This is a genomic window from Lysinibacillus sp. S1 (assembly GCF_044986265.1).
In the GTDB taxonomy this organism is placed as follows: Bacteria; Bacillota; Bacilli; order Bacillales_A; family Planococcaceae; genus Lysinibacillus; species Lysinibacillus capsici.
In genome coordinates, this window is the sequence record NZ_CP173154.1 from 309,157 (window position 1) to 332,356 (window position 23,200).

General features: G+C 33.9%; 26 protein-coding genes and 2 pseudogenes. 25 read left to right on the forward strand and 3 right to left on the reverse strand.

Annotated elements, in window-relative coordinates; all coding sequences use genetic code 11:
* Positions 1–228 precede the first annotated feature (228 nt).
* On the forward strand, positions 229–723 hold the full coding sequence (locus ACHZEU_RS01600; protein WP_054550199.1) for an NUDIX domain-containing protein: 495 nt from the start codon (positions 229–231) through the stop codon (positions 721–723).
* Between the two features lie 465 nt (positions 724–1,188).
* Here the strand turns inward: ACHZEU_RS01600 and ACHZEU_RS01605 are convergent, their stop codons facing one another.
* On the reverse strand, positions 1,189–1,335 hold the full coding sequence (locus tag ACHZEU_RS01605; RefSeq protein WP_081011020.1) for a YrzI family small protein: 147 nt from the start codon (positions 1,333–1,335) through the stop codon (positions 1,189–1,191).
* Positions 1,336–1,940: 605 nt separating this feature from the next.
* Here ACHZEU_RS01605 and ACHZEU_RS01610 point away from each other — a divergent pair.
* From ACHZEU_RS01610 to ACHZEU_RS01625, 4 genes and pseudogenes are all read left to right on the forward strand, one after another.
* Positions 1,941–2,326: pseudogene (locus ACHZEU_RS01610) on the forward strand (NUDIX pyrophosphatase).
* 167 nt (positions 2,327–2,493) lie between these two features.
* Positions 2,494–3,441 carry a helix-turn-helix transcriptional regulator gene (locus ACHZEU_RS01615; protein WP_404803929.1) on the forward strand — a complete coding sequence of 316 codons (948 nt, stop codon included), beginning with the start codon at positions 2,494–2,496 and terminating at the stop codon, positions 3,439–3,441.
* A 68-nt stretch (positions 3,442–3,509) separates the two neighbouring features.
* Complete coding sequence (locus ACHZEU_RS01620; protein WP_259950174.1) at positions 3,510–4,046, forward strand: DinB family protein; 537 nt, start codon at positions 3,510–3,512, stop codon at positions 4,044–4,046.
* Between the two features lie 12 nt (positions 4,047–4,058).
* The gene (locus ACHZEU_RS01625; protein WP_259950173.1) at positions 4,059–4,532 is read left to right on the forward strand and encodes an EVE domain-containing protein; all 474 of its coding nucleotides are present in this window, start codon (positions 4,059–4,061) and stop codon (positions 4,530–4,532) included.
* A 401-nt stretch (positions 4,533–4,933) separates the two neighbouring features.
* On the opposite strand, the gene ACHZEU_RS01630 is transcribed toward ACHZEU_RS01625, so the two are convergent.
* Positions 4,934–5,386 carry a hypothetical protein gene (locus ACHZEU_RS01630; protein ID WP_066036717.1) on the reverse strand — a complete coding sequence of 151 codons (453 nt, stop codon included), beginning with the start codon at positions 5,384–5,386 and terminating at the stop codon, positions 4,934–4,936.
* A gap of 458 nt (positions 5,387–5,844) precedes the next feature.
* Here ACHZEU_RS01630 and ACHZEU_RS01635 point away from each other — a divergent pair.
* The 11 genes and pseudogenes from ACHZEU_RS01635 to ACHZEU_RS01685 form a co-directional block, all read left to right on the forward strand.
* Positions 5,845–5,949, forward strand: a pseudogene (locus ACHZEU_RS01635) (DNA mismatch repair protein MutT); the annotation flags it as partial.
* Between the two features lie 432 nt (positions 5,950–6,381).
* Positions 6,382–6,708: a helix-turn-helix transcriptional regulator gene (locus ACHZEU_RS01640; protein WP_066036718.1), complete on the forward strand. Its 327-nt coding sequence runs from the start codon at positions 6,382–6,384 to the stop codon at positions 6,706–6,708.
* Positions 6,701–7,759 (forward strand): ACR3 family arsenite efflux transporter, encoded by a 1,059-nt coding sequence (gene arsB / locus ACHZEU_RS01645; protein ID WP_054550190.1) that lies wholly within the window; start codon positions 6,701–6,703, stop codon positions 7,757–7,759. The genes ACHZEU_RS01640 and arsB overlap by 8 nt, the downstream gene beginning before the upstream one ends.
* Before the next feature lie 12 nt (positions 7,760–7,771).
* Positions 7,772–8,191 (forward strand): arsenate reductase (thioredoxin), encoded by a 420-nt coding sequence (arsC, locus tag ACHZEU_RS01650; protein ID WP_279495081.1) that lies wholly within the window; start codon positions 7,772–7,774, stop codon positions 8,189–8,191.
* Position 8,192: 1 nt separating this feature from the next.
* Positions 8,193–8,552, forward strand: coding sequence for an arsenite efflux transporter metallochaperone ArsD (gene arsD, locus ACHZEU_RS01655; protein WP_115673623.1), 360 nt, complete (start codon positions 8,193–8,195; stop codon positions 8,550–8,552).
* A 1-nt stretch (position 8,553) separates the two neighbouring features.
* Positions 8,554–10,323 (forward strand): arsenical pump-driving ATPase, encoded by a 1,770-nt coding sequence (gene arsA, locus ACHZEU_RS01660; RefSeq protein ID WP_259950170.1) that lies wholly within the window; start codon positions 8,554–8,556, stop codon positions 10,321–10,323.
* Positions 10,320–10,601, forward strand: a complete 282-nt coding sequence (locus ACHZEU_RS01665; RefSeq protein WP_103118156.1) for a Fe-S cluster assembly protein HesB — start codon at positions 10,320–10,322, stop codon at positions 10,599–10,601. Before arsA ends, ACHZEU_RS01665 begins: the two co-directional genes overlap by 4 nt.
* A 59-nt stretch (positions 10,602–10,660) precedes the next feature.
* Positions 10,661–10,885, forward strand: a complete 225-nt coding sequence (locus ACHZEU_RS01670; RefSeq protein ID WP_054550188.1) for a hypothetical protein — start codon at positions 10,661–10,663, stop codon at positions 10,883–10,885.
* A gap of 104 nt (positions 10,886–10,989) precedes the next feature.
* The gene (locus ACHZEU_RS01675) at positions 10,990–12,345 is read left to right on the forward strand and encodes an FAD-dependent oxidoreductase (RefSeq protein WP_259950169.1); all 1,356 of its coding nucleotides are present in this window, start codon (positions 10,990–10,992) and stop codon (positions 12,343–12,345) included.
* 57 nt (positions 12,346–12,402) lie between these two features.
* On the forward strand, positions 12,403–12,885 hold the full coding sequence (locus ACHZEU_RS01680) for a GNAT family N-acetyltransferase (protein ID WP_259950168.1): 483 nt from the start codon (positions 12,403–12,405) through the stop codon (positions 12,883–12,885).
* Between the two features lie 1,220 nt (positions 12,886–14,105).
* Positions 14,106–14,615, forward strand: coding sequence for a DUF1643 domain-containing protein (locus tag ACHZEU_RS01685; RefSeq protein WP_259950167.1), 510 nt, complete (start codon positions 14,106–14,108; stop codon positions 14,613–14,615).
* A 51-nt stretch (positions 14,616–14,666) separates the two neighbouring features.
* Here ACHZEU_RS01685 and ACHZEU_RS01690 read toward each other — a convergent pair whose 3' ends face one another.
* Positions 14,667–15,005, reverse strand: coding sequence for a hypothetical protein (locus ACHZEU_RS01690; RefSeq protein WP_259950166.1), 339 nt, complete (start codon positions 15,003–15,005; stop codon positions 14,667–14,669).
* A 164-nt stretch (positions 15,006–15,169) separates the two neighbouring features.
* On the opposite strand from ACHZEU_RS01690, the gene tmk reads away from it, so the two are divergent.
* From tmk to ACHZEU_RS01735, 9 genes are all read left to right on the forward strand, one after another.
* The gene (gene tmk, locus ACHZEU_RS01695; protein WP_259950165.1) at positions 15,170–15,817 is read left to right on the forward strand and encodes a dTMP kinase; all 648 of its coding nucleotides are present in this window, start codon (positions 15,170–15,172) and stop codon (positions 15,815–15,817) included.
* Between the two features lie 5 nt (positions 15,818–15,822).
* Complete coding sequence (locus ACHZEU_RS01700) at positions 15,823–16,077, forward strand: acyl carrier protein (protein WP_259950163.1); 255 nt, start codon at positions 15,823–15,825, stop codon at positions 16,075–16,077.
* On the forward strand, positions 16,074–16,385 hold the full coding sequence (locus tag ACHZEU_RS01705) for a helix-turn-helix domain-containing protein (RefSeq protein WP_259950162.1): 312 nt from the start codon (positions 16,074–16,076) through the stop codon (positions 16,383–16,385). Before ACHZEU_RS01700 ends, ACHZEU_RS01705 begins: the two co-directional genes overlap by 4 nt.
* A 27-nt stretch (positions 16,386–16,412) precedes the next feature.
* Entirely contained in the window at positions 16,413–17,369 is a 957-nt protein-coding gene (locus tag ACHZEU_RS01710; protein WP_259950161.1) for an ImmA/IrrE family metallo-endopeptidase, read from the forward strand.
* Between the two features lie 17 nt (positions 17,370–17,386).
* Positions 17,387–18,058 (forward strand): C1 family peptidase, encoded by a 672-nt coding sequence (locus ACHZEU_RS01715; protein WP_279495079.1) that lies wholly within the window; start codon positions 17,387–17,389, stop codon positions 18,056–18,058.
* A gap of 2 nt (positions 18,059–18,060) precedes the next feature.
* Complete coding sequence (locus ACHZEU_RS01720) at positions 18,061–18,828, forward strand: hypothetical protein (protein WP_259950159.1); 768 nt, start codon at positions 18,061–18,063, stop codon at positions 18,826–18,828.
* Entirely contained in the window at positions 18,821–19,489 is a 669-nt protein-coding gene (locus tag ACHZEU_RS01725) for a 4'-phosphopantetheinyl transferase superfamily protein (RefSeq protein WP_259950157.1), read from the forward strand. Before ACHZEU_RS01720 ends, ACHZEU_RS01725 begins: the two co-directional genes overlap by 8 nt.
* A gap of 37 nt (positions 19,490–19,526) precedes the next feature.
* Entirely contained in the window at positions 19,527–20,498 is a 972-nt protein-coding gene (locus ACHZEU_RS01730) for a thymidylate synthase (protein WP_279495077.1), read from the forward strand.
* Between the two features lie 680 nt (positions 20,499–21,178).
* Positions 21,179–23,062, forward strand: a complete 1,884-nt coding sequence (locus tag ACHZEU_RS01735; protein ID WP_259950155.1) for a hypothetical protein — start codon at positions 21,179–21,181, stop codon at positions 23,060–23,062.
* Positions 23,063–23,200: the final 138 nt, after the last annotated feature.

The following is a 23,200-nucleotide window of genomic DNA, read 5'->3' on the forward strand; positions in this document are numbered from 1 at the left end:
CAGAAGCCTCATTCTTTTAAACGGACCAATATGCAAATTCCAAATATATTCTATTGGCATAAGAATGGTTACTCGTAATATATTCTACAATTGATGCAACATAAAAAACGTATATTTACCACGTTTTAAAATCTATTTCCGGTTTGTTGTATAAGAGGGATTTTTGAAACAGTGTAGAAAGTTAAAATTAGGTGATAAATTGCATTTAACAGGAGATGGGATAGATATATGCAGACGATTTTTGTAGACTGGGGTGGAAATAATGTGAAGCTAACTTGGATGCCTCGAATGAAATTAACAGAATCTTTAATAGTGACGAGTGTTCATGCAGTGTGCTTTAGAGATGGGAAAGTGTTATTATCACAAATAAAAAATCGAGGGTTTAATTATCCAGGTGGACACGTAGAGATTGGGGAGAACGTAGAAGAAGCTATACTACGCGAAACATATGAAGAAGGGTATGTAAAGGGAACAATTAAATACATAGGTTCTATTGAAGTAAGCCATAAAGAAAATCTGTCCTTTGATTCAAGTGGAAAATATCCATTGATTGCTTATCAGGCATTTTTTAGAATGGATGTTACCGAATGCTTACCTTTTCTCCGAGAACATGAATCATCTGCTCGAATTTGGGTAGAACCCTCTGAAATACCATTTGTAATTAATGACCATAAACTTTCAAAATTAATCTTAGACGATGCGTTAACCTTTTGTTCTTCTTAAACTAACGTGTGCTTTAATTTAATAACAACGATCTTCAACAATCGGACTCTTTCCTGGAAAAAGGAAAGCTCATTTTTCAGTTTAAGGGCTATTTAATTGAATAACATTTTTAAAGGAATTATGTTGAAAATTAGGTTAGTTGGAAAAGTAATGTACTTAACTAACTGGGAAGGTTAAAGTAATAAGGATTTAATGAATTTCTAAGCAAGAAGGGTTATCACTGTGTAGTCTGGAATAGTTAGTTTATAAGTTTCTTTTTAACTTAATTAACATTGCGATTGGAGTAAGCAACCCGTCCTAGATTAGAAYGGGTTAGCTCAACTGAGATTATAAAATTAGCTATATTATCACTTTATATTACTTCATCTGGTGGTTGTGTCTTTCTCCAGCCATAAAACTGCATGACGTCTTTTGATCATATAATACATTTCAATTACCACCTTTCATGTTTTTTAATTAACAAGATTAATATTGACGAATACGAATATAATCGTCAATTTTTTTTCGGTTCTCTTCAAAGATTTTTTTCACATATTCATCATGAAGTGCTTTCTCAAGAGAGACCTTACGTTTTGTAATAGTTATCGTGAGCGCAAAAAAGTTTAATATCATATAGTATCACCTACTTAAATTGTCATGAAAAATGAAAAAAACCGTAGAGAGACTCCTCTACGGCGAAAAAAGGCACAAAAATACCGCAGGGGCACACTTCTCCCTGCGGTATGGGTATGCTTATTTACAAAAAAACCTTAAGCGATCCATTCCGATGCGGTCGAATGTGTGATTTTCATTTTTAATGAAGTTGTAGCTACCAATGACATCAATTTAACGATAACGATCATTTTATTCGACCTCCTTAAGAATTTTTTGTTTACTTTGTAAGTATATCTAAATTTAAGTTGTTTGTAAACATCTTTTACAAAGCTTTCCTAATTATTGAAGTGTGAGCCGTTATGGATGCTACGGTACATGGGGGGAATCCAAATCCAGTAATTTCTACAGGGATATAATTACAAAATGAATAAGTATTAGCAGATCATAAAGTATGGTATCCCAACTATAAATACGAATACGAAAGAAAATTACAGTTTTGGGTGGTGGCCATTCTGTTATTGCTAGCACTTGCGGAATTACAAGTAGAGAATTCTGCAACAAAGCTAGTGTGGAATGCGTAAAAAGTCTGTAGAAAAAGCCTATAGGTCGAAGAAAAAGATGCTTTGGCCAGCACATGGCGCACTCGGTGTTTACTTTCACGGGTTGAATATGCAATTTTTAAGAGAAGTGATTATGGATATTGGCAGGGATTAGCTGGTGCTGAAGAAGAGGGTAAGACTCCTACTAAACGAGAAGCATTTGAAGAGGCTGGCTTTACAAGAGATTATCATATTGCATTAGATTCTAGTTCTTCACTAGCAGTAGAAGATGTAGTTGGGAATTTCCTTTGGGGACAAGACGTTTAAGTATTAAAAGAATTTTCATTTGGTGTTAAAGTTCCTACAAAAGATATATCATTATCCAAAGAGCATGTTTTGAAGAGGCAGTAACACTTTTAAAATGGGATAGCAATAAAACGGCGTTATGGGAGGTTATTAAATCTGATTAACACCAAACATATGAAAGAAAATATTTAAGCTAGAACGGGTGCTTTGCTTGAAGAACACGGAGTTGCATAGGCAGCTCATTTTTAGGGATACAGCTTCAATATTGCTTGCTGTTATTCAATTATTGGGCAAGTACTGTAATAGAATGCTGAAATTGTGGAGGAAAAAAATGAATAAAACGGAGAGGCAGCTTGCGATCACGCTTGAATTACAGCGAAGCAAAACATTGAGAGCAGAAGATTTAGCTTCTCAATTTGAGACAAGTGTACGTACGATATATAGGGATATTCAAGCACTAAGTGAGGCTGGGGTTCCCATTTTAGGTGCCCCTGGTCAGGGTTATTCCTTAATGGAAGGATATTTTCTACCCCCGGTTAGGTTCACAGCAGAAGAGGCYGTCTCCCTGCTCATGGGAGCTGATTTTATCGAGCAAAGGTTGGATACAGATTATGGTATTAATGCAAGGTCCGCTAAACGCAAAATCGAGGCTACTTTGTCGGAGTCAGTTCGTAACGAGTCAAGGCTTGTTCGGGAAACAATGCGACTGCTTCATATAGGTGAGCAGTCAACTGAAGAGCGGGTAAAAACGTATCTTAATCAAGTTCGCGATGCAATTTTGAAACAGTGCAAAATCAGTTTTATGTATATTAAAAAAATGCCAGGAACAGATGGGAATCGGAAAAATAAACGTGTCGTCTCTCCATATGGATTAACACTTGTCCATGAAAATTGGGTTTTACTAGCATACTGTGATATGAGGCAAGAAATGCGTCATTTCCGCTTGTCCCGGATGTCCGAGCTTTCTGTGTTGGAAGATCAATTTCTTCTACCAAATGATTTTGACCTAAGTAGCTATCGGCCACCTGACAATCGAGATGAAAGAATAATAATGAGGGCAAACCCCGAAATTGCCGACAAAATCATTGAGGCAGTAAATTTTTATATTGAATCTATTGAGGAGCGGAAGGAGGATGTAATCTTTCAATTTCGTGTTCGGTATCCAGAGGAACTATTACAGCATTTACTTGGCTGGGACGGAGATATCGAGGTGATTGAGCCGAAGTCTTTACGCTTCAAGATTCGGGAAGTAGCGAAAAAAATTCTAGAACACTACTGACATACACCTGTCAGTAGTGTTCTTTTATACTGTGACTATACCAAGATGAAGAGGAGCTGCTATGAAGGATGAAAAGTACAAAGGAAGTATTGAAGTCATTTGAACTTACAGTAGAAAGATATTTGGCAGAACTGACAAAACTCAATATTGATAAAATACATAGAAAGCTGAACGAAGAAGATTGGTCCATAGGACAGATGTATGTACATTTAATTCAATCAGCTTTCATGCATCTACATAATGTCGAGCAATGTTTAGCTGGTAGCGAATCGACATTGAACCCAGCGAAGGAAAAAACTGAGCAGGGTAAGATTGTTTTTAAACTAGAACAATTTCCTGCTGTTCGTATTAAGGTCCCTGCTTCGCCAAACTATACTCCGCAACCACCAGAGAGCATGGAGCAATTGGTAGAAGGACTTCACAGTGTAGTGGAACGGATGAGGAATACGGAATCAGTTCTACTTCAAGTGCCTGTAAGTAACAAGATACTTCATCCGGCGTTCGGTGCTTTAAACGCGCAGGAATGGTTTATGTTGATTGAAATGCATTACAGACATCATTTTTTACAACTGGATCGGTTGAAAAGTTTAGTATTTGAAGAGTAGGGGGGATGCATCATGTCGAATATAACAAGTCAGAAAAGCAGATATTGGATTGGCGTTGTATCCGCTTCTCATGTGAATTTAGCCATAGAAGGTGGTTTTGCACAGTTATGTCACGGTAAGGTAGCACCTTTGCGTAAAATGTCTCCAGGTGATTGGCTGATATACTATTCCCCTCGCACAGACATGTCCAAAGGGAAGCCAGTTCAAGCATTTACTGCTATTGGTCAGGTTACGGATAACGGTGCTTACAAACATCAAGTGTCGGAGTCGTTTGTGCCATTTCGCAGAGATATGCGTTATATTCCTTGTCGAGAAGTTAAGATTGCACTGTTGTTAAACCAGCTCACTTTTACGCGTGGAAATCGCAATTGGGGGTTACCATTCCGTCGAGGTCATTTTGAAATTGGAGCTGAAGATTTTATGACAATCGTTACTTCGATGTTAGATGGTGAGGAACAGGCATTATCCGAGATCCTTAAACACTGATTGTAAGTTGTGAACAGTTTCACTTAAACTTTAGAGTGCTTTAGTTAGATAACAATATTCAACAATTGGACGCTATTGTTGAATAGCGTTCTGTTCTTCTGAATTCACGAGACGAGGATTGTTAAGTAAATAAGAACAAATTAAAAGCGGTCCTCCACAGATTAGTTTGTGGAAGTCCGCCTTTATTATAAAAACAGTCACCATTTATAATTGTTCATCTTGGTTCACTTAACCATATAGCTGTAAAATAAAAGATCTATTTAGCTTACGGAGCTTTGCGCAATGATTGCACGAATCAGAAATCAGAAAATTTATGACTTCACCATACAACAAGCATTCCACCAATCCATGCGAACTTGCAGCGGAATACAAGGTACTTGAGATTCATCATTCTCGATTGATTATTCATAGTTAGCGATATTAAGTAATTCAACTAAATCGCCTTTGACAAGTTCGTATTCTCTTGAGTTAATGTTAACCATACCATCTTTTGAAATTAATATATTAATTGGATTAGTAGTATCGTCGTTATTAGTGAAAACTATTTTGTAATAAGAGTTAGAGACATCCATACTTTTGAATAAAGTTCGTTTTGCTTCCCAATTATTCAAAATGCTGCGTACTTCGTTATATAATTCATCGTCTTTGTTTACGATAAATATATTTTTGTTATCTACACCACCGTTCATTTCCCAAACGGAAATGCTATCAACAACTTCTTCAAATTTATCAGTGTTTGTAATGAGTTCATCTCCAAAATTCTTTGTTCCATATTCTGAATAAAATAGAATACCAGTTATACAAAGGACAAGAATAATTGCGACAATTGCTAATTTAATTCGTTTACTTCGCATAATATAGCCCCTCCCAAGTTGTAAAAATATGTGTCTTCCGTTTTATTTTACAAAATTTTAACATAAAAGCAAAAAAAACTTATTTACATTTTAACAAAAATCAAGGGATTAGTTTTTAAAGTTGTCGCGTTTTTATCGACTTTTAATCTCTAAAGCTCAATGTTTACACAAAATATAAAAGCAAGATTTTTTCTTGTTCCACAATCGTGCCATATTGTTGAATAAGGGTTTTGGAGAAATTAGGAGGATTAATATTGAGAATAATCTAAAAAATTAGTTTATTATTAGTTCAAATTAAAGTGCTTGAGTCGTGGTGGTAATAATTGGTGTGTGATATGAGTAACAGAATATTGTTTGAAGGTTCTATAACCGGGCGCATTTCTGCAGAAAAAAATGCGTCTACGAAATAAAAAGGGCCATGTGTTTATGGATAAAGTATAAATTATAGGGGGTATTTTATGTTTGTAGTAAATGTAGAAGGGGCTATTCGTCGCAATGAGAAATGGCTTTTAATCCGTAGAAGTGAAAAGGAGGAGCATGCTGGTGGAGGTCTCTCATTAGTAGAGAGGTTCTTGCACATACGGAACTACCTTTATTTCTAAAAGAAAACATTAAACTTGCAGAGAAAATACTACAAGATAATATGCAGATGAAATATTAGTTATACATTTTCCATTATAGGGCGCCATTGTGGAGCAACAAAGTTGGAAAATGATCAGACTTTTTTATAAAAACCTAACTTAAAACTGCTAAAGAAAAATCCCTTTTGATCAATCTTTTTCAAAAAGGGATTCTTCTTATTTAACGTAAAATAAAGGTTTGTGAGGTGTTTTTGCTCAATCTTTATTCCAAATCTACAAAAATCTGTTGCAATTCAAAACATTAAATCATAATATAAGAATATAGTTATATATGGATTAATTCACCTTTCTTTAACGAGGTGATTTTATTTAAAATAATATATAAGCAAATAATTATATAAGGAGTGCAGATAAATGGAAAATACACTAATTGAAAAACAACTAAAAGCAGCTGCAGATTTAAACCGCATTAAATTACTTGCATGCATGAAGAATGGGGAGGTATGTGTATGTGATTTTGTAGATGTTCTCGGAATATCGCAACCAGCTGTTAGTCAACATCTTCGAAAATTAAAGGAGGCAGGCATTATTACAGAACGAAAAGTAGGGACTTGGAAACATTACCGTTTAGTAGAGGATCAAACTCCACTGATGAAGGGCATTTTAGAACAAATTCAACCTTTAAACGGGTGTAACTGTGGCACAGATTGTTGCCATGTAGGAGGAAATATAAATGAGTAATGATTCTTTAACCAAGCAGCTATCTTTTCTAGATCGTTACCTTACCTTATGGATATTTGTTGCTATGGGAATAGGTGTTTTATTAAGTTTGACAATGCCTAATATTGGAGAAGCATTAGAGGCCATGTCTATTGGCACAACATCCATACCGATTGCTACCGGGTTAATTGTCATGATGTACCCACCATTAGCGAAAGTAAAGTATGAAGAAATGTGGCGTGTGTTTAAGGATTGGAAAGTGCTTTTACTTTCTCTTTTTCAAAACTGGTTACTCGGACCGTTCTTAATGTTCTTTTTAGCCATCATTTTCCTGCACGATTATCCAGAGTATATGGCTGGACTGATTATGATTGGTTTAGCTCGTTGTATTGCAATGGTCATTGTATGGAACGATTTAGCACGTGGAGACCGTGAATATGTAGCTGGTTTAGTTGCGTTTAACTCCATCTTTCAAATCGTGACGTATTCAATTTTTGCTTACTTTTTCTTAAATGTATTACCTGGTTGGTTTGGTTTAGAGAATTTCCATGTATCCATTTCTATGTGGGAGATTACTAAGAGCGTACTTATATACTTAGGTATCCCGTTTGCTGCAGGGTTCCTCACACGTTGGATAGGGATTAAAACAAAAGGGAAACATTGGTATGAGGAAAAGTTCTTACCGAAGATTTCACCACTGACACTAATTGCACTGTTGTTCACGATTGTGATGATGTTTGCTTTAAAGGGTGAGCAATTAGTAGAACTGCCACTTGATGTAGTGCGAATTGCTATTCCATTATTTATTTACTTTGTGATTATGTTTGCTGTGTCATTCTTCTCTTCCCGTAAAGTTGGGGCATCTTATCCTGTCACAGCAGCTCTTTCTTTTACAGCTGCAAGTAACAATTTTGAGCTAGCGATTGCGGTTGCAGTGGGTGTGTTTGGCCTGCATAGTGGCGTGGCATTTGCTGCTGTTATTGGTCCACTTGTAGAAGTACCTGTTCTCATAGGACTTGTATGGGTTGCCCTACGTTGGCAGAAAAAATACTTTAAAACCATTAAATTATAAGGAGCAATTACTATGACAAATACACTTTATTTCCTATGTACAGGGAACTCATGCCGTAGTCAGATGGCTGAAGGATGGGCAAAGAAATTACTACCTACCAATTGGACAGTTAAAAGTGCGGGTATTGAAGCACATGGTGTAAATCCGAAGGCCATTAAAGCGATGGCTGAGGTAGGGGTTGATATTTCAAATCATACATCCGATTTAATTGATTTAGAGACACTAAACAACGCCACGTTAGTTGTTACTTTATGTGGGGATGCAGCTGATAAATGTCCAATGACGCCTCCTCATGTTCGTCGTGAGCATTGGGGATTTGAAGATCCAGCGAAAGCGACAGGTACTGATGAAGAGAAGTGGGCTGTATTCCAAAATGTTCGTGATGCAATTGGTAAACGCATTGAACAATTTGTAGCTGAGGAGCTGAAATAAATTGAAAAAAATTCATATCTATGAGCCAGCAATGTGCTGTTCTACAGGCTTATGTGGACCCTCTATAGACCCAGAATTATTGCGTATGTCATTTATTATGAATAATTTAAAGAAAACAAACATAGAAGCTGAGAGATTTAATCTTACAAACGAGCCAAATGCTTTTGTAGAAAATGAAGCAATTAATCAACTATTAATGTCAGAAGGAATGGATGCCTTGCCTGCAACGTTTGTGGATGGAGAATTACTTTGCAAAGGGATCTATCCTACAAATGAACAATTTTCACAGTGGTCAGGACTTTCAGAAGACGAATTACTACAAAAGCCAAAAGTACGCTTGTCACTAAAAGGAGAAGCCTAAGATGGAACGTTTTACAAGAAGTCATTTCCCTGACACCCCATTCCTGTTTTTCACGGGGAAAGGGGGCGTTGGGAAAACATCGGTTGCTTGTAGCCTATCAATAGCCATTGCAAATGAAGGGAAAAAGGTACTTTTAATTAGTACAGACCCCGCATCCAACTTACAAGATATTTTTGGCCAAACGTTTTCTAATAGTCCAACAAAAATTGAAGGCATAGATAATTTATTTGCGATAAATTTGAATCCTGAACAGGCGGCACAGCATTACAAAGAACAAATGGTTGGTCCGTATCGTGGAAAGCTACCTGAAGTGGTATTACAAAATATGGAAGAGCAACTTTCTGGTGCTTGCACAGTAGAAATTGCTGCTTTTAATGAATTTGCAACATTATTGACTGATACTTCAGTCATAGGGAATTTTGACACTGTCGTGTTTGATACAGCGCCAACAGGGCATACGTTACGATTATTACAACTGCCTTCTGCATGGTCTACGTTTCTAGATGATAACACGACTGGTACCTCATGTTTAGGTCCTTTAAAAGGGCTAGAGCCACAACGTGAAATCTATAAAGAAGCAGTTGAACGTTTAAAGAATGCCAAACAAACGACGTTAATGTTAGTGACGCGTCCTGAAGAAAACCCTTTAAAAGAAACTGCACGTGCTTCTCACGAATTGTTTGAAATAGGCATTCAAAATCAGACTCTACTAATTAATGGATATATGAGCAATACCGATTCTACTGATGATATCGAAGAGGCTTTCATTGCGTGTCAAGCTAATGCATTAGCAAGAATTCCTGAAGAACTAAATCGATTTGAACATTTCTACTTACCATTTGTACCGTACTCATTATCAAGTATTGAGCGTATGCAAGCATGGATGACTGACCAAGAAGTTATACAAGAAGATGAATCAAATGAAGAAACTAAGATTCCAGAGATAGAAGAAATGATTGCAGATTATTTAGAACGTAAGCCGAAACTCATTTTTACGATGGGTAAAGGTGGGGTTGGCAAAACAACTGTGGCTTCTTATATTGCATTACGATTAGCAGAAGAGGGTACTCATGTACATTTAACTACAACCGATCCTGCCGCACACCTCGATTGGACATTTGGTGATGACAACGTTAAAAATTTAACAATCAGTCGTATTGATCCAAAAGTAGAAGTGGAAAACTATGAAGCAGAAGTGCTTGCAAAGGCAAGTGAAACGATGAATGAGGAAGGTTTAGCATTTGTGAAAGAGGATTTGGCTTCTCCTTGTACAGAGGAAATAGCTGTATTCCGAGCATTTGCTAACGTTGTAGAAAACCATCAAGATGAAGTCATTATTATTGATACCGCACCAACAGGGCATACGCTGCTGTTATTAGACGCAACAGAAGCTTATCATCGGGAAATAAGCCGTTCACAAGGGGATATTCCTCCGGCTGTTTCTAACCTGTTACCAAGGTTGCGTGATGCCTCTTATACGAGTGTTGCCATTGTAACTCTTCCTGAAGCAACACCTGTCTATGAAGCTTCGCGCTTACAAGAAGATTTACACCGTGCTGGATTAACTGTTGATTGGTGGGTTGTTAATCAGACATTTTCATCTATCTATACAACAAGTCCAACATTAATTCAAAAACAACAAGCAGAAACGAAATGGCTAAAAGAAGTTAAATCCATCAGTAATAATCAATTTGTGGCCATTCCATGGGTAAAAACGCCACTGGTTGGAGCACAAGGCTTACATGAATTAAAAGGAGAGAAAATCAAATGAAAATGAGTCCAGAAGGTAAAAATTATTTAGAACAGGTATTAGCTGATTCCGAGGTTAAAACACTTCGTTTCTTTGGTATTACAGGCTGCTGTGGGGTTAATTTAGGTGTAGGCTTAGAAGCACCAGCAGCAGAAGATGCGATTCAAACAATTGAAGGTATCGAAATCGCAATTCATCCTGATATTGCACCGCAATTAACAGATGTTACGATCCATGCAGAAGAAGAGAATGGTGAACTAGGTTTAGTATTAGTTGGATACTCTCCGACATCTTGCTAACCAGATACCTTAAATACTGTCTTAGCAAATATTCAATCTGTTGAATGGAGGATACGATAATGACAGTTAACCATGCTAGCGTATTAACTAAAAATTATTTTATCGCTTATTTAAAGTTAATTATGAATAGTAGAGAATACACATTGATACAGGCTAAAGAATTTGCTTTTGATTTCTTCTTTAAAGGAGATATGGAGCGTTACGGCCCTTCTACATGGTTGCAATTTGAAAAAGCTATAAAAGAAATTGATAAAATCATGTGTGAAATTGAAGTGTGTTCATAACTATTACAAAAGCTTAAATAAATTACGTCTAGCTAACTGCTAGACGTAAAAAAATATATTTTATATAAGAAAATGCTTATATAGAGAAAAGAGGAGAAATTTATATGAAAACACTAAAAGTAATCAACCAAAATCAATCTTGTTGTACTACAACTAAGGATATTGAAGTACAGGAGAGTGTTAATATCCCAAATAAGAATTTACCGATTGTCATAATTGGTGCAGGTCCTATAGGGTTAGCTACTGCAGCTCATCTAGTAGAGCAGAACCAGTCATTTATTTTACTTGAAGCTGGCAAAGAAATAGCACACAATATTCGTACTTGGGGGCATGTCACATTATTTTCTCCATGGCGTTATAACATCAATAAAGCTGCTAAATCATTATTAGAGGGGTCTGATTGGATAGAACCTAACTTAGAAACAATACCTACGGGGCATGAGTTAATTGATCTTTATTTAAAACCTTTGGCAGAGTTAAGACAAATAAAACCAAGTATCCGATTGAACTCAAAAGTAGTAGGTATTTCACGACAATTAAATGATAAAATGAAATCAAAAAATCGATTCAATCAGTCCTTTAATATATATGTTGAAAAAGAGGATGATATCGATATTATTGAGGCAAAAGCAGTTATTGATGCAACAGGAACATGGGGGAACCCAAACCCAGCAAATTCTACAGGTGTTTGGCTGAAAAATGAGAAAGCATTAGCAGATCACATTGAGTATGGTATTCCAGATATAAATACGAATCCTAAGAGATATGCAAATAAGAAGGTTGCTGTCATTGGTGGTGGTCATTCAGCGATCAATACCTTATTAGCTTTGGCTGAATTACAAAAAGATAATCCTTCAACAAAGCTTGTGTGGATTATGCGTAAAAGATCTGTAGAGGAGGCCTATGGCGGGGAGGAAAAAGATGCGTTGGCAGCACGTGGCGCATTGGGTATTCGCATCCATGAATTAGTAGATACAGGAAAAATTGAGGTAGTAACACCTTTCTATATTTCACAGGTGAAAAAAGAAGAAAATATCCATATTGTAGGTACTATTAATGGAGAACAAAAAGTACTTACAGAATTCGATGAACTTATTGTTAATGCAGGAAATCGACCTGATTTTACCATGAACAATGAACTGCGTTTATCTATCGATACAGCAACAGAAAGTGTGCAAGCATTAGCGCCACTAATTGATCCTAATGAGCATAGTTGTGGCACAGTAAGAGCGCATGGTGAAGAAATACTACGCCAACCTGAAACGGACTTCTATATAGTAGGAGCTAAAAGTTATGGACGCGCACCAACATTTTTAATGGCAACCGGCTACGAACAGGTTCGTTCTATAACAGCTTATTTATCAGGTGATGAAGAAGCATCGAAACGTGTGGAATTAGAATTACCAGAAACAGGCGTATGTAGTATTAATCTTGTCAATCAATCAAATACAGGTTGTTAATAATTTGACTGTTAGCGAAAGCTAGCAGTCCTTTTAAAAATTCAAGGGGGAAATGGAATGGACACACTTATTATTCGTAAAATGGAAAATAAGGATTTACAAGAGGTATTAAAGATTTATAAAGAGGGAATCGAAACAGGAATGGCAACTTTTGAAACAATAGTGCCAAGTGAACAGGTATGGGATGAAAGACACCATGCGACCTTGCGTTTTGTTGCAGAAGAACACAATAGAGTGGTTGGTTGGATTGGCATTTCACCCGTCTCTACACGCTCCGTCTATTCTGGAGTTGGAGAAGTTAGTGTTTATATATCGAGTGAAAGTAAAGGGAAAGGTATTGCCTCTAAGCTATTTAAAGTACTAATTGAAGAGAGTGAAAAGGAGGGGTTTTGGACACTCCAATCATCCATCTTTGCGATCAATTCATCAAGTATCCAATTACATAAAAAGATGGGCTTTCGAATTGTTGGTACAAGAGAAAAAATTGCTCAATTAGATGGGATATGGCATGATACATTTTTAATGGAAAGAAGAATGTAGCTGGTAAAGTTTCGATTTTTATAATACTTTGGATTAGATGGGTTTGATTATAAATCAATGAGGTTAATATATTCTAATGTAAAATTTTACAGGTAAAAAAGGATGGAAATTATAAACCTCATCCATTTATACGAGCTTTACTAATTGTTGCATATAGTGATTTTTACCTTCTTCAACAATCAGGCGCGATTCTGTAACAAGGATTAGAGCTCGTTTTCATTAAACGGTCATATTATTGCAGATTTCTTCACAAGATCTATCAAAAGATATCCTACGGTAATTAATTCAGGAGGAAACAAAGTACAAACAAGTAGCAGTAGTTTAAGTGCTCCTCCATGCTAAATAATTTTAGTTTACATAATATAAATACCTTGGTTAAAACTTTCTAATTATCGGTTGGTTCCTATAATTTATCGTTCAAAAGGGAATTATTCGTTTAAATAATGCAAATTATCGTTTAATGTAGATCTGTCCAATATTAATAAGAATTATTCATAAGAGTGAACAAATAAGCTGGTTGATACTATATCTTAACAAAAGATAAAAAGTTGATATGGAGTATATCTCCTTATCAACTTTAAAGAAAAAGATTACTGAAGGCTTGGTGTCTTCTTCCAAGCCTTCAGTAATCTTTAAATTTGACACTTTAAATTTCGATAATAAGTATTTTGAAAAAAAGAGTTGTGTATGATTATGCAATATCTAATAGAAGACAAAGTGAAACCGAAATACAGATTGTATTATATATTGCTTATGAGTTATTTAATACATACAAATATTGAAGGAATAAGGAGAAGCTGTAGTCTATAGTTATAGAAAATCAATGAGGTGTTCATCCTGGATTACGTAAAATAAGGAAACGCGAAATACTTTTATTGTGCGCTGTGAGGGCGATTGAGATGAGCAACAGTACAGGTTACTGAATCTCGATACGTTTCATAGCGTTAAAGAACAATAAAGTAAAGAACCTTTTAAAGATTTGGAAATAGCTTAGAAAGAATCTCCTAAAGTAGATAATATAAGTGAAAATTAAATTATTTTATTTGATATAGTATATGTGCCGTTTACTTTATGTTCATTTTAATCGTTTCCTCTTTTATAATGTGATGTATATTCTGATGAACTTTTAATATGGATAAATAAGGAATAGGTGAGGCAAAAAATTGTAAAGGGTACTCAATTTGTGTTTTTTATGTTTATAATAGACTTAGGTGATATTTATGCAATTAACTTTTTTTGGTGATATTTTGGATAATAATAGTGGGGCAATAATTGATGATACTGAAAGGTATCGTTATTCTCTATGGAGAGTTTGGGATGATACTTTACCGAGGGTTACGTTCATCATGCTTAACCCTAGTACAGCCGATAGTAGAGAAGATGATCCAACTTTACGTAGATGCATTAAGTTTGCTATGAACTGGGGTTATGGGTCACTAGAGGTTGTTAATCTATTCGCGTATAGGTCAACTAATCCGGAAATGTTACTTTCAGCTAATGATCCGATAGGAAAAGAAAATAATCAATATATTGTTAATGCGCTAACAAGGTCTGAAAAGGTCATACTGGCATGGGGCACTAAAGGAATTTTGTTTGATCGTGATAAAGAAGTATTGAATCTAATCAGACAAAACAGTATTCCACTTTTTGTATTAGAATTAACAAAGGACGGTCATCCACGTCATCCTCTTTATGTTAAAGCAAATAAGATACCAGAGCTTTATAAATAAAATAAAGGGTAACTTGTCATTTATAATGAATCGACGAGTTACCCTTTATTTTTAGTTACTTATATTTTTTAAATTAAAGTTATAAGGACAATTGTTATCTGATAAATAATTTATTTTTTTGTCTTTGAGTTTAGCATACTCAATTTCACTACGAGTACTACTACCTATATAGCCGTTTACATCAATTACAAATATTTCATCTGATAAATCAATTTTCTTTTTATGTATTTCGTCCAATAATACTTTTTGGCTTGGCTTTATTTTTAACTCCTTAGAATGAACAAACACACCAACACTTAATATTACATGACCAAGGAGTGTTAAGGCCTCATTTACTTCTCCAAATTCTTTTTTAAATTTCGTAGAGCCGCATAAAGTAATTATTTTCATTATTTTATTCCCCTATTTATTTAGATTGAGTGTCTATATAATGAATATTACGTTATTATTCCCATCATTTGTAACACAAATTTATTTTTTTGTTAAAAACATGTATTTTTACCTATTAAAGACCTGTATAATATAACCAAATTAAGAATTAGAGGAGATTTGGTATGACAGGAAAATGGATTACATTTGAAGGTATTGGTGGCTCAGGGAAGACAACTCAAATAAATTTATTATATAAATATTTAAAAAATCAAACTTGTGATGTGATACTTACTAAAGAACCTGGAGGTACAGCTATTGGAGAAATACTAAGAGAAATATTAGTAAATAATTTTGAGTTAAAACTTGAAAGTTTATCGGAATTATTTTTATTTGAAGCAGATAGACATGAAACTGTAAAAAAGGTCGTCAATCCCAATATTGAATTAGGTAAATTAGTTTTAAGTGACAGAGGAATAGACGGATCAGTAGCATATCAGGGATTTGGTAGAAAATTAGAAATAGAAGTTATCCATTATCTAACTTCTTTAGCAACAGAAGACAAGGCTCCAGACCTAACAATTTTAATAGATATAAATCCAGAAATAGCACATCAGAGAATTATAAATCGAAATAATGTTAATATAGATAAATTTGATCTAGAAAAAATTCAATTTCAAACCAATGTACGCAATGGTTTCTTATATATGGCCAAACAAAATCCAAAAAGGATAATAATAGTTGACGGATCTCTTTCTGTTGAAGAATTACATCAAACGATAGTAGATATAGTAAAATGCTTCGCAAAGGGTGAAGTTATTTATAAAGGGTGATTTATGTGCAGGAAAAATTAATGAGTGAGATAGCGGAATATTTAGAAGATTGGTGTGGAGATAGTTCAGAAAGAATTATTAATGAGATAACCGAGTTCGGTGACACAGATGTTGATTCAATATTTTTTATGGAAATTATCGGTGTAATAGAAGAAGAAATGGGTATTAAAGTACCAATAAAAGAAGTTCATAAGAGAGTTAAATCTTCCTTTAAAGAATTTTGTGAACTAATAAGTGAACTATTGGAGGCTAAACGATGAATTCGAATGTCAATGATAGATTAAAAGATGCTAGAGAATATTTAGGGTTAACAATAGAGATAGTCTCTAATTTTTTAGATATATCCATTGAAAAACTCATGAGTATCGAAAATGGTCAAGAAAGACCAGACATTGATGAAATACATATGTTATCAAAATTATATAAACATCCAGAAAGTTATTTTCTTGAAGGTGTGTATAGCGAAAATGAAGATGTAGAACTACTCGCTAGAGCAAGTGATGACTTATCTGAAAAAGACCGTGAGAGTATTCTTAGATTTTCAAAAATACTTTCGGAAATGAAATAATGTAATTCTAGGGGGAGTGTGAAAACAATGGGTTTATCCAAAGCTGAAATAATAAAAACTGCAACCGCAGAGGCAAATAGAGTGTTAAGTAAATTTGATTTTTCATATACAGAGCCAATCGATATTTTTAGAATAATTGAAGGAAACAACATTATCATAAATTTCCAAAAAATAGATAAATTGGCTGGGGCATATATTCCAGAAACACAAAAAAATCGTCCGGGAATTCTTATTAATGAAAACTTACCAATTACGAGACAAAGGTACACTGCTGCACATGAGCTTTGTCACTATATTAGGAAAGATCCTCCTAGTCTAGATACATCTTCTGAATTGTTTATGGAGGAATATAAGCGAGATGAAAAGGAACAGATTGCTGAAGTGTTTGCTTCTTGTATTCTTATGCCAAGGAAGTTAGTAAACAACATTTTGAAACAAATGGGAGTGGTTGAGCTTACTCCATTCTCTGTATATGAACTTTCATTAAGAATGGATACAAGCTATCAAGCTACTGTAAATAGATTAGCAAGTTTAAGAATAATTAAATCTGGACGCCAATACCAAGATCTAAAAAGTTACAGTCCTAAAGATGTAAAAAATCATTATGGCAAAGATGGTTTAGAAACCAATTGGAATAATATTTGGAATATAAATGAGCAAGACAACAATATTATTATATACCCAGCTTTAGGAGATGAGGTACGTATTAAACTAGAAGAAAACCCTAGTACAGGTTATAAGTGGATGGGGATTCCTGAAATTAGATATATTAATTCTAATTGGAGTCCATCCGATGAAAATATACTTGGAGCTGTTGGTGATAGATGTATTAAACTCCAAATTAAAGATATAAAGGAAATGAAGTTAGAATTATTTTATAACAGGCCATGGTTGCCAAAATCAAATTCTATTAAGGTATTTAAGATCAATATTATTACACAGTATAAGCGACATGGTATAAAACTAGAACAATTGATTGCTTAAAGGAGTCTATTATGATTATGAGTGACAAATATAATTTGATGGTGGATTTAAGAAATAATTTTTCAATAGTAAGAGATCAGGGAAGTAGAGGAACATGTACAGCATTTGCAGTTACAGCTTGTCATGAACATCATAGAAATTTAGATGTTAGACTATCTGAAGAATATGTATTTAGTTCAGCAAAACACTTAGACGGGAAGGACGACTCAAATGGAATAAGTATTCCTAGTGCTTTTAAAGCGATTCAAAGCTATGGTCATTCTAAAGATTCTATTTTCCCTTATAATCAACATTTAAAAACACCTTTTAAATTTGCAGATATCGATACAAATGTTAAGAAAGATGCTTTAGGGAGAAAAATTTCTTCATATCAATTTATTAATGCTGATGTTCAAGAAATAGAGAATCATTTATCTATGGAAAGACCTGTTATTACAGGAGTTGAAGTTCAACCAACATTTTGGCTTTCAAATGAAAATGTTTTTATAGATGTTCCACAAGTAGAAACCTTTGAAGGATTACATGCTATTTTAATAATGGGCTATGGTCAGAGAGATGATGGAAAAAACTTTTTTATCATTAGAAATAGTTGGGGTCCTGAATGGGCAGATAATGGATATGCATATGTTTCTTATGATTATTTTAATAAATATAATCGTGGTGCATGGATTATACCAAAGGGGGCATAAATGTGAATACTGTAATTAAAGGTAAAAACATCTCTGATGCCTGGAAGAAAGCAATAGAGCATCTCATTCGAAACGGAAAAGATGATTATAATCTGATAGTAGAAATAGAAAATCCAACATCAGACGATAAAATGGTTAGAGATAAATTCAACCAAATACTATTTAGTATGGATGATCAAAGAATCGAAACTGTTGCTAATACAATTTTCCCTTTTGAAATGAAAAATAAAAGTAAAAATCGATTTGATTTTTATAATAGATTTCAAAAAGTTTATCCAATTTTAAGAAAAGTAACAGAAAATAATAAAGGTACATACTTTGGGAGATTAGTAGAGTGGAACTATGGCAAGGGTACAACTTTTAATCAGGTTGAACATACTATCTTTAAATTGGATAGAGAGAGAAACAATGGTAGAGGAATTAGGGTCATGTATGAAATGTCTATTTATGATCCTTGTTTGGATAAAAATAATCAGATGGGTTTTCCTTGTATGAGCTTTATAAGTGTCAAAATTCGTGAAGATTTTATAGATTTAACTGCAATTTATAGAAACCAATATTTTGTTCAAAAAGCTTATGGAAATTATTTAGGGTTAGGTAGGCTTTTGGACTTTATCGCTAATGAATCTGGTTATAAAACTGGAAAACTTACATGTATTGCTACTCATGCGGCACTCGGAAATATTAAACCAAAAGCAAATTATGAGAAAATGTTACAAATTTGTAGAAATGAAGAACAAGTTGAATTTAATTTGGATATTAATGAATAGAAAATTAATTTTATTAAATGATTATCAAATATTCACTTGTATAAGGGAGTTTTCTATTGACGATGATAGATATCTTAGTGATATTGAACTCAAAATTTGGAATAATGAAAAGAAATTTTTGAGGAATGGTAAAAATTGGTTTTCTGGTAGAGTAGCAGCAAAATACGTAATAGCTGATTGTTTAAATATAAACTTAGAGGAAATGAAAAATTTTCATATAAAAAATAAAAGCAATGGAGCACCTATTTTGGTGACTAAAAGAAAAGATTATTTAGCATTATCTATTTCTCATTGCAATGAAATAGGATTTGCTTGTAGTAGCAAATTTTTTAAAAATATTGGATGTGATATTGAAAGTGTTAGGAATAGGCATCCAAAATTCTCAAGCTACTATTTAAGTAGTTCTGAAGAAAAAATATGGACAGAGAAGATTGCAGATGAAGATAAAGACACTATTCTAACAATAACTTGGAGTTGTAAAGAAGCCAGTTTCAAATGTCTTACTGGTCTAATGGGAAATTCTAAAACAATTAAAGATATAAGGATTTATCCTATAGTTAGTAATTTTTTTAATTTCTATTTTATTTATAAAAATAAAAAGGGACTAGGTTACTGGAGTAAATATAAAAATTTTATTATTAGTATATCTGTTCTTTTGTAATATTATATTCGAGTTTTATAAAAGGTGGAATATATTCTTGATAACAATAACTGGTGATAACTTCTCAGAGATTTATTTAAAATTGTTAAATGAAGCTGTTACGCAAGAAGTAAAAGTAACTAATTCGAGAAATGGACCTGTAAAAGATTTAGGGCCTGCTTATTTTGAAATAACGAATCATGATTTAATTAGACTTCCATTTTTGAAAAAAAGGGCTTTTAATCCGTTTTTCGCATTGAATGAATTCTCTTGGATTATAAGTGGATCAAATGATTTGAGACCACTAAACTATTTCATTAATGATTATGATAAATATTCAGATGATGGATTTACTCTTAATGGAGCATACGGCCATAGGCTAAGAGAACTGAACAGAATAGATCAAATTGAAAAAGCCATAAAATTATTACAAGAAGACAATTCTACTAGAAGAGTGGTTTTAACAATGTGGCATATAAATGATTTAGGGAGTTCTTCGAAAGATATACCCTGTAATATCTCAATAATGCTTAAAATTAGAAATAACCTTTTGGATATGACCGTGATAAACCGTTCAAATGATCTTTATTTCGGTGTTCCATACAATGTAGTTGTTTTTTACTTATTACAGTGCTATATTGCAAAAAAAATAGGATGTAACATAGGTTCTCAAAGGCATTTTACGGACTCACTCCATTTATATACCAAACATTTAGAGAAAGCAGAAGTCATTATAAAAAATAATGATATAGATAAAATTAACTCCGTTTTTGAACAATTCGAAAAAGTGGATCTATCAACCTATGTTGATGAAAATCAGGAACACATTCTTAACCGTGAATATGAAAAAATAAAAAATCCCTATAAAGATTTTTTATTTTCATATGAAATATATAAAGCAGACAGAAATTATTGTCAGGCTATCGACATACTGCCAAAAAACTTACTTGGTTACAGTGGATATTTATGGTTTAGCGAGAAGAGTAATTTCGAATCATTTGAAAATTATTTCTATTTAAAGAATAAATAATAGATAATCATAGTGAAACGACTCAGAAACGGTTAGAAGATAAAATAATTTATTCAATAAAACAAAATCAGCCTCCGTAAATAGAGGCTAAATTCATATGTGACTCACTCAATGTTTACAATAATGTCAAAACCTAATATAAACTTAACTGATATTTTGGAAACAAGACCTGATGTATATAAAAAATAGTTATCCCAGCACATTTAAAACTAGAATACGTGATAAGTTAGATCAAGCGAATATAAATGAAAGAATGATTTATCGTGGTTTAGAGGGGATTAGCCCCTGGTTGAAAAGATATTATTCAAATTTAAATCCTAATAAATAACTATAAATTTTTTTGAAGTTTAGCGAATTTAGTTTAGTTAATGGGAATATATAGGGTAATTTACTTAAGCCAACAGATTCAGGGGGATAACTAAGTATATTCAAAAATGGAGAAAATTGAAAAGCATTACGAAAACGTGAGATAACATATGCTGAAGCAAGCGAAAAAATCTATAGTTCAACTACAAAACCTTGGCAAACGGCAGACCGGAAATCTCCTGTATTCATACGTGCACCTTATTATTGGTTGGACGTAATTCCGCCATTTTTTAGTTATTTTCCAACAAATGTATATAATCGTGTGATTATCATTTATGATTGAAATAATATTCCAAAGGAGAGTGGTATGTACAATGAAGAAAAGCGTATCTATTTTATTAGTTGGGAAATCAGGGGCCGGAAAATCTGAATTTATTAACTCATTTGCTGCGCATCGCGATCAGATTCAAGCGAGTGGGGAAGGCCAGACAACACGTACGATTGTAGAGTATCATTTTTCAATAAATGAACCATCACCGAAAGTGACAGTTGAATATTTAAGTGAAGATGAGTTTGTGGAAAAGCAATTAGCAAAAGAGCCGGAAGTCCCTAAGGAGAAATACGACGAATCCATTTGTGAGCAAATTTTGGTTACAGAAGGCTTTTTTAATTATAAGGAATTCGATTTTGTTGACGATGCTAATTCTAAAAAGATCGAAACGTTGTGGACAGGTATTTTACATACGCTTAATAAAGAAGAAACAGCGCTAACAAATGACTATTCAAAAGAGCAGTTGTCAGCAGTTGCAGACTACTTAAAGAGTCAATTCGCTGAAGGATTGACGTTAAAAATTGCAGATAAAAAGGTATACAAACTCAATGATCTTGTGGAGTTGTATTTAAAAGCAGTCTATAAAGTGTGCAAAACGGCTGCGGGATCATTTCCAAAGGAATTTGATTTAAATACGATTACACCTGAATTAACGGAGCAGTTAAAGTACTTTTTAAAAATTCATGACCAAAAATCTGTGACAGGACTACTTAAAAAAGTAGTGATTAAAGACAGAGTTTTATCACAATTTGAACCGATGTTAAATTTATTACAGGTTCAAACAGTGAAATTCATTGATACGTATGGTTTAGATCATAGTGAGCAACCTGATACTAATGGACTGACAGATCGTTACCAAACATTATTTAATGAATACCCAGAACTTGATTCTGTTTTCTTTATTCGCGCGCTTAACACGGATTCACCGTCAGATTTAAGTACAGCCATTCCAGCGATTTATGATGCTAATCCATCAGCAGTACCGTATTTAGTTTGTACAAAAATCGATGAAAATCAAGCAATCCAAATTTTAGCGAACAAGACTGAAATTGATTTACTGGCGCTAAATAGCCAATATCATTTTAAGCCGGTTAGCCATATTACCGGTTCAAAAAACGAAAAAGACTTAAAGCGCATTTTATATAAAGCGAAAATTCCAGAAACATTAATTGATAGCCGTTATGATGTGCTGGTGAAAAATATCATTTCGTATTGTTCAAAAAATGTTGCTGAGTACCAAGAAAATAACGCTTATCAAATCAAAAAGCTGTTCACTTCGATTGTGAATAAAGAGCATTTAGGCACGGCAAATATCGATACCGAGAAATTACGTCACCATATTCCAACAGCTGAGGCGCAAATTACCGAATTAATGAAAGAAATGTTTGTAAAAGCATCTAAAGATTGGGACCCATTGAAAAAAAGCACGAGAACGTTATGGAAAAACAAGGAATATTTAGAATACGGTCTTTTAGGCTACAACGGTACGTACTATGACCGTTGGTATAACCGATTCTTAACGGGGTACGCACAGTCATTTTCAAAAATGAGTGAAAACCAAGTTCAAAAATTATTCAATGTAACACCTGGCAGTAACGAGGCCATTGCACTTTTAGAGATTCTCAACAAATTCGCATACAGCTTTATTAAATTCACTACAGATTACAAGTTAAATACTGGTGAGAATATGACTGACTTCATGAAAGAGGTTGTCTCGAAAAATCCAATGTTTGTTGATGGCGAGTTTATGCGCGATACGAACTTACAAGTAAATGAATGGCTAACACAGGTATATAATTTCGAGGGCTATTTCGATAGTGTTCAAATGAATATGCACATTCTATTTGTAGACGCATTCTTGGATAGCTTCATAAAAGAGTGTAAAATGCATAATGCTCGCGTTGCAGCACGTTCAGCGCATATCTAAAGTTTAAACTAGCTACCTGAAATTGATCAGATAGCTAGTTTTTTCATTATAAAATAGAGTGGACTAAACCCAAATTATAAAAATATCGAAATTAATAGGGTGTAAACTTTTTGTTATTTCAAATTTTAATATCAGTTG

Bases quoted from the DNA above. Each gene is read 5' to 3' on its own strand.
- ACHZEU_RS01630 (WP_066036717.1), bottom strand. From the start codon at position 5,386: ATGCGAAGTAAACGAATTAAATTAGCAATTGTCGCAATTATTCTTGTC.
- ACHZEU_RS01710 (WP_259950161.1), top strand. From the start codon at position 16,413: ATGGGTTTATCCAAAGCTGAAATAATAAAAACTGCAACCGCAGAGGCA.
- ACHZEU_RS01600 (WP_054550199.1), top strand. From the start codon at position 229: ATGCAGACGATTTTTGTAGACTGGGGTGGAAATAATGTGAAGCTAACT.
- ACHZEU_RS01725 (WP_259950157.1), top strand. From the start codon at position 18,821: ATGAATAGAAAATTAATTTTATTAAATGATTATCAAATATTCACTTGT.
- arsC (WP_279495081.1), top strand. From the start codon at position 7,772: ATGACAAATACACTTTATTTCCTATGTACAGGGAACTCATGCCGTAGT.
- ACHZEU_RS01620 (WP_259950174.1), top strand. From the start codon at position 3,510: ATGAAAAGTACAAAGGAAGTATTGAAGTCATTTGAACTTACAGTAGAA.
- arsB (WP_054550190.1), top strand. From the start codon at position 6,701: ATGAGTAATGATTCTTTAACCAAGCAGCTATCTTTTCTAGATCGTTAC.
- ACHZEU_RS01670 (WP_054550188.1), top strand. From the start codon at position 10,661: ATGACAGTTAACCATGCTAGCGTATTAACTAAAAATTATTTTATCGCT.
- ACHZEU_RS01685 (WP_259950167.1), top strand. From the start codon at position 14,106: ATGCAATTAACTTTTTTTGGTGATATTTTGGATAATAATAGTGGGGCA.
- tmk (WP_259950165.1), top strand. From the start codon at position 15,170: ATGACAGGAAAATGGATTACATTTGAAGGTATTGGTGGCTCAGGGAAG.
- ACHZEU_RS01680 (WP_259950168.1), top strand. From the start codon at position 12,403: ATGGACACACTTATTATTCGTAAAATGGAAAATAAGGATTTACAAGAG.
- ACHZEU_RS01640 (WP_066036718.1), top strand. From the start codon at position 6,382: ATGGAAAATACACTAATTGAAAAACAACTAAAAGCAGCTGCAGATTTA.
- ACHZEU_RS01625 (WP_259950173.1), top strand. From the start codon at position 4,059: ATGTCGAATATAACAAGTCAGAAAAGCAGATATTGGATTGGCGTTGTA.
- ACHZEU_RS01735 (WP_259950155.1), top strand. From the start codon at position 21,179: ATGAAGAAAAGCGTATCTATTTTATTAGTTGGGAAATCAGGGGCCGGA.
- ACHZEU_RS01665 (WP_103118156.1), top strand. From the start codon at position 10,320: ATGAAAATGAGTCCAGAAGGTAAAAATTATTTAGAACAGGTATTAGCT.
- ACHZEU_RS01675 (WP_259950169.1), top strand. From the start codon at position 10,990: ATGAAAACACTAAAAGTAATCAACCAAAATCAATCTTGTTGTACTACA.
- ACHZEU_RS01705 (WP_259950162.1), top strand. From the start codon at position 16,074: ATGAATTCGAATGTCAATGATAGATTAAAAGATGCTAGAGAATATTTA.
- arsA (WP_259950170.1), top strand. From the start codon at position 8,554: ATGGAACGTTTTACAAGAAGTCATTTCCCTGACACCCCATTCCTGTTT.
- ACHZEU_RS01715 (WP_279495079.1), top strand. From the start codon at position 17,387: ATGAGTGACAAATATAATTTGATGGTGGATTTAAGAAATAATTTTTCA.
- ACHZEU_RS01690 (WP_259950166.1), bottom strand. From the start codon at position 15,005: ATGAAAATAATTACTTTATGCGGCTCTACGAAATTTAAAAAAGAATTT.
- ACHZEU_RS01605 (WP_081011020.1), bottom strand. From the start codon at position 1,335: ATGATATTAAACTTTTTTGCGCTCACGATAACTATTACAAAACGTAAG.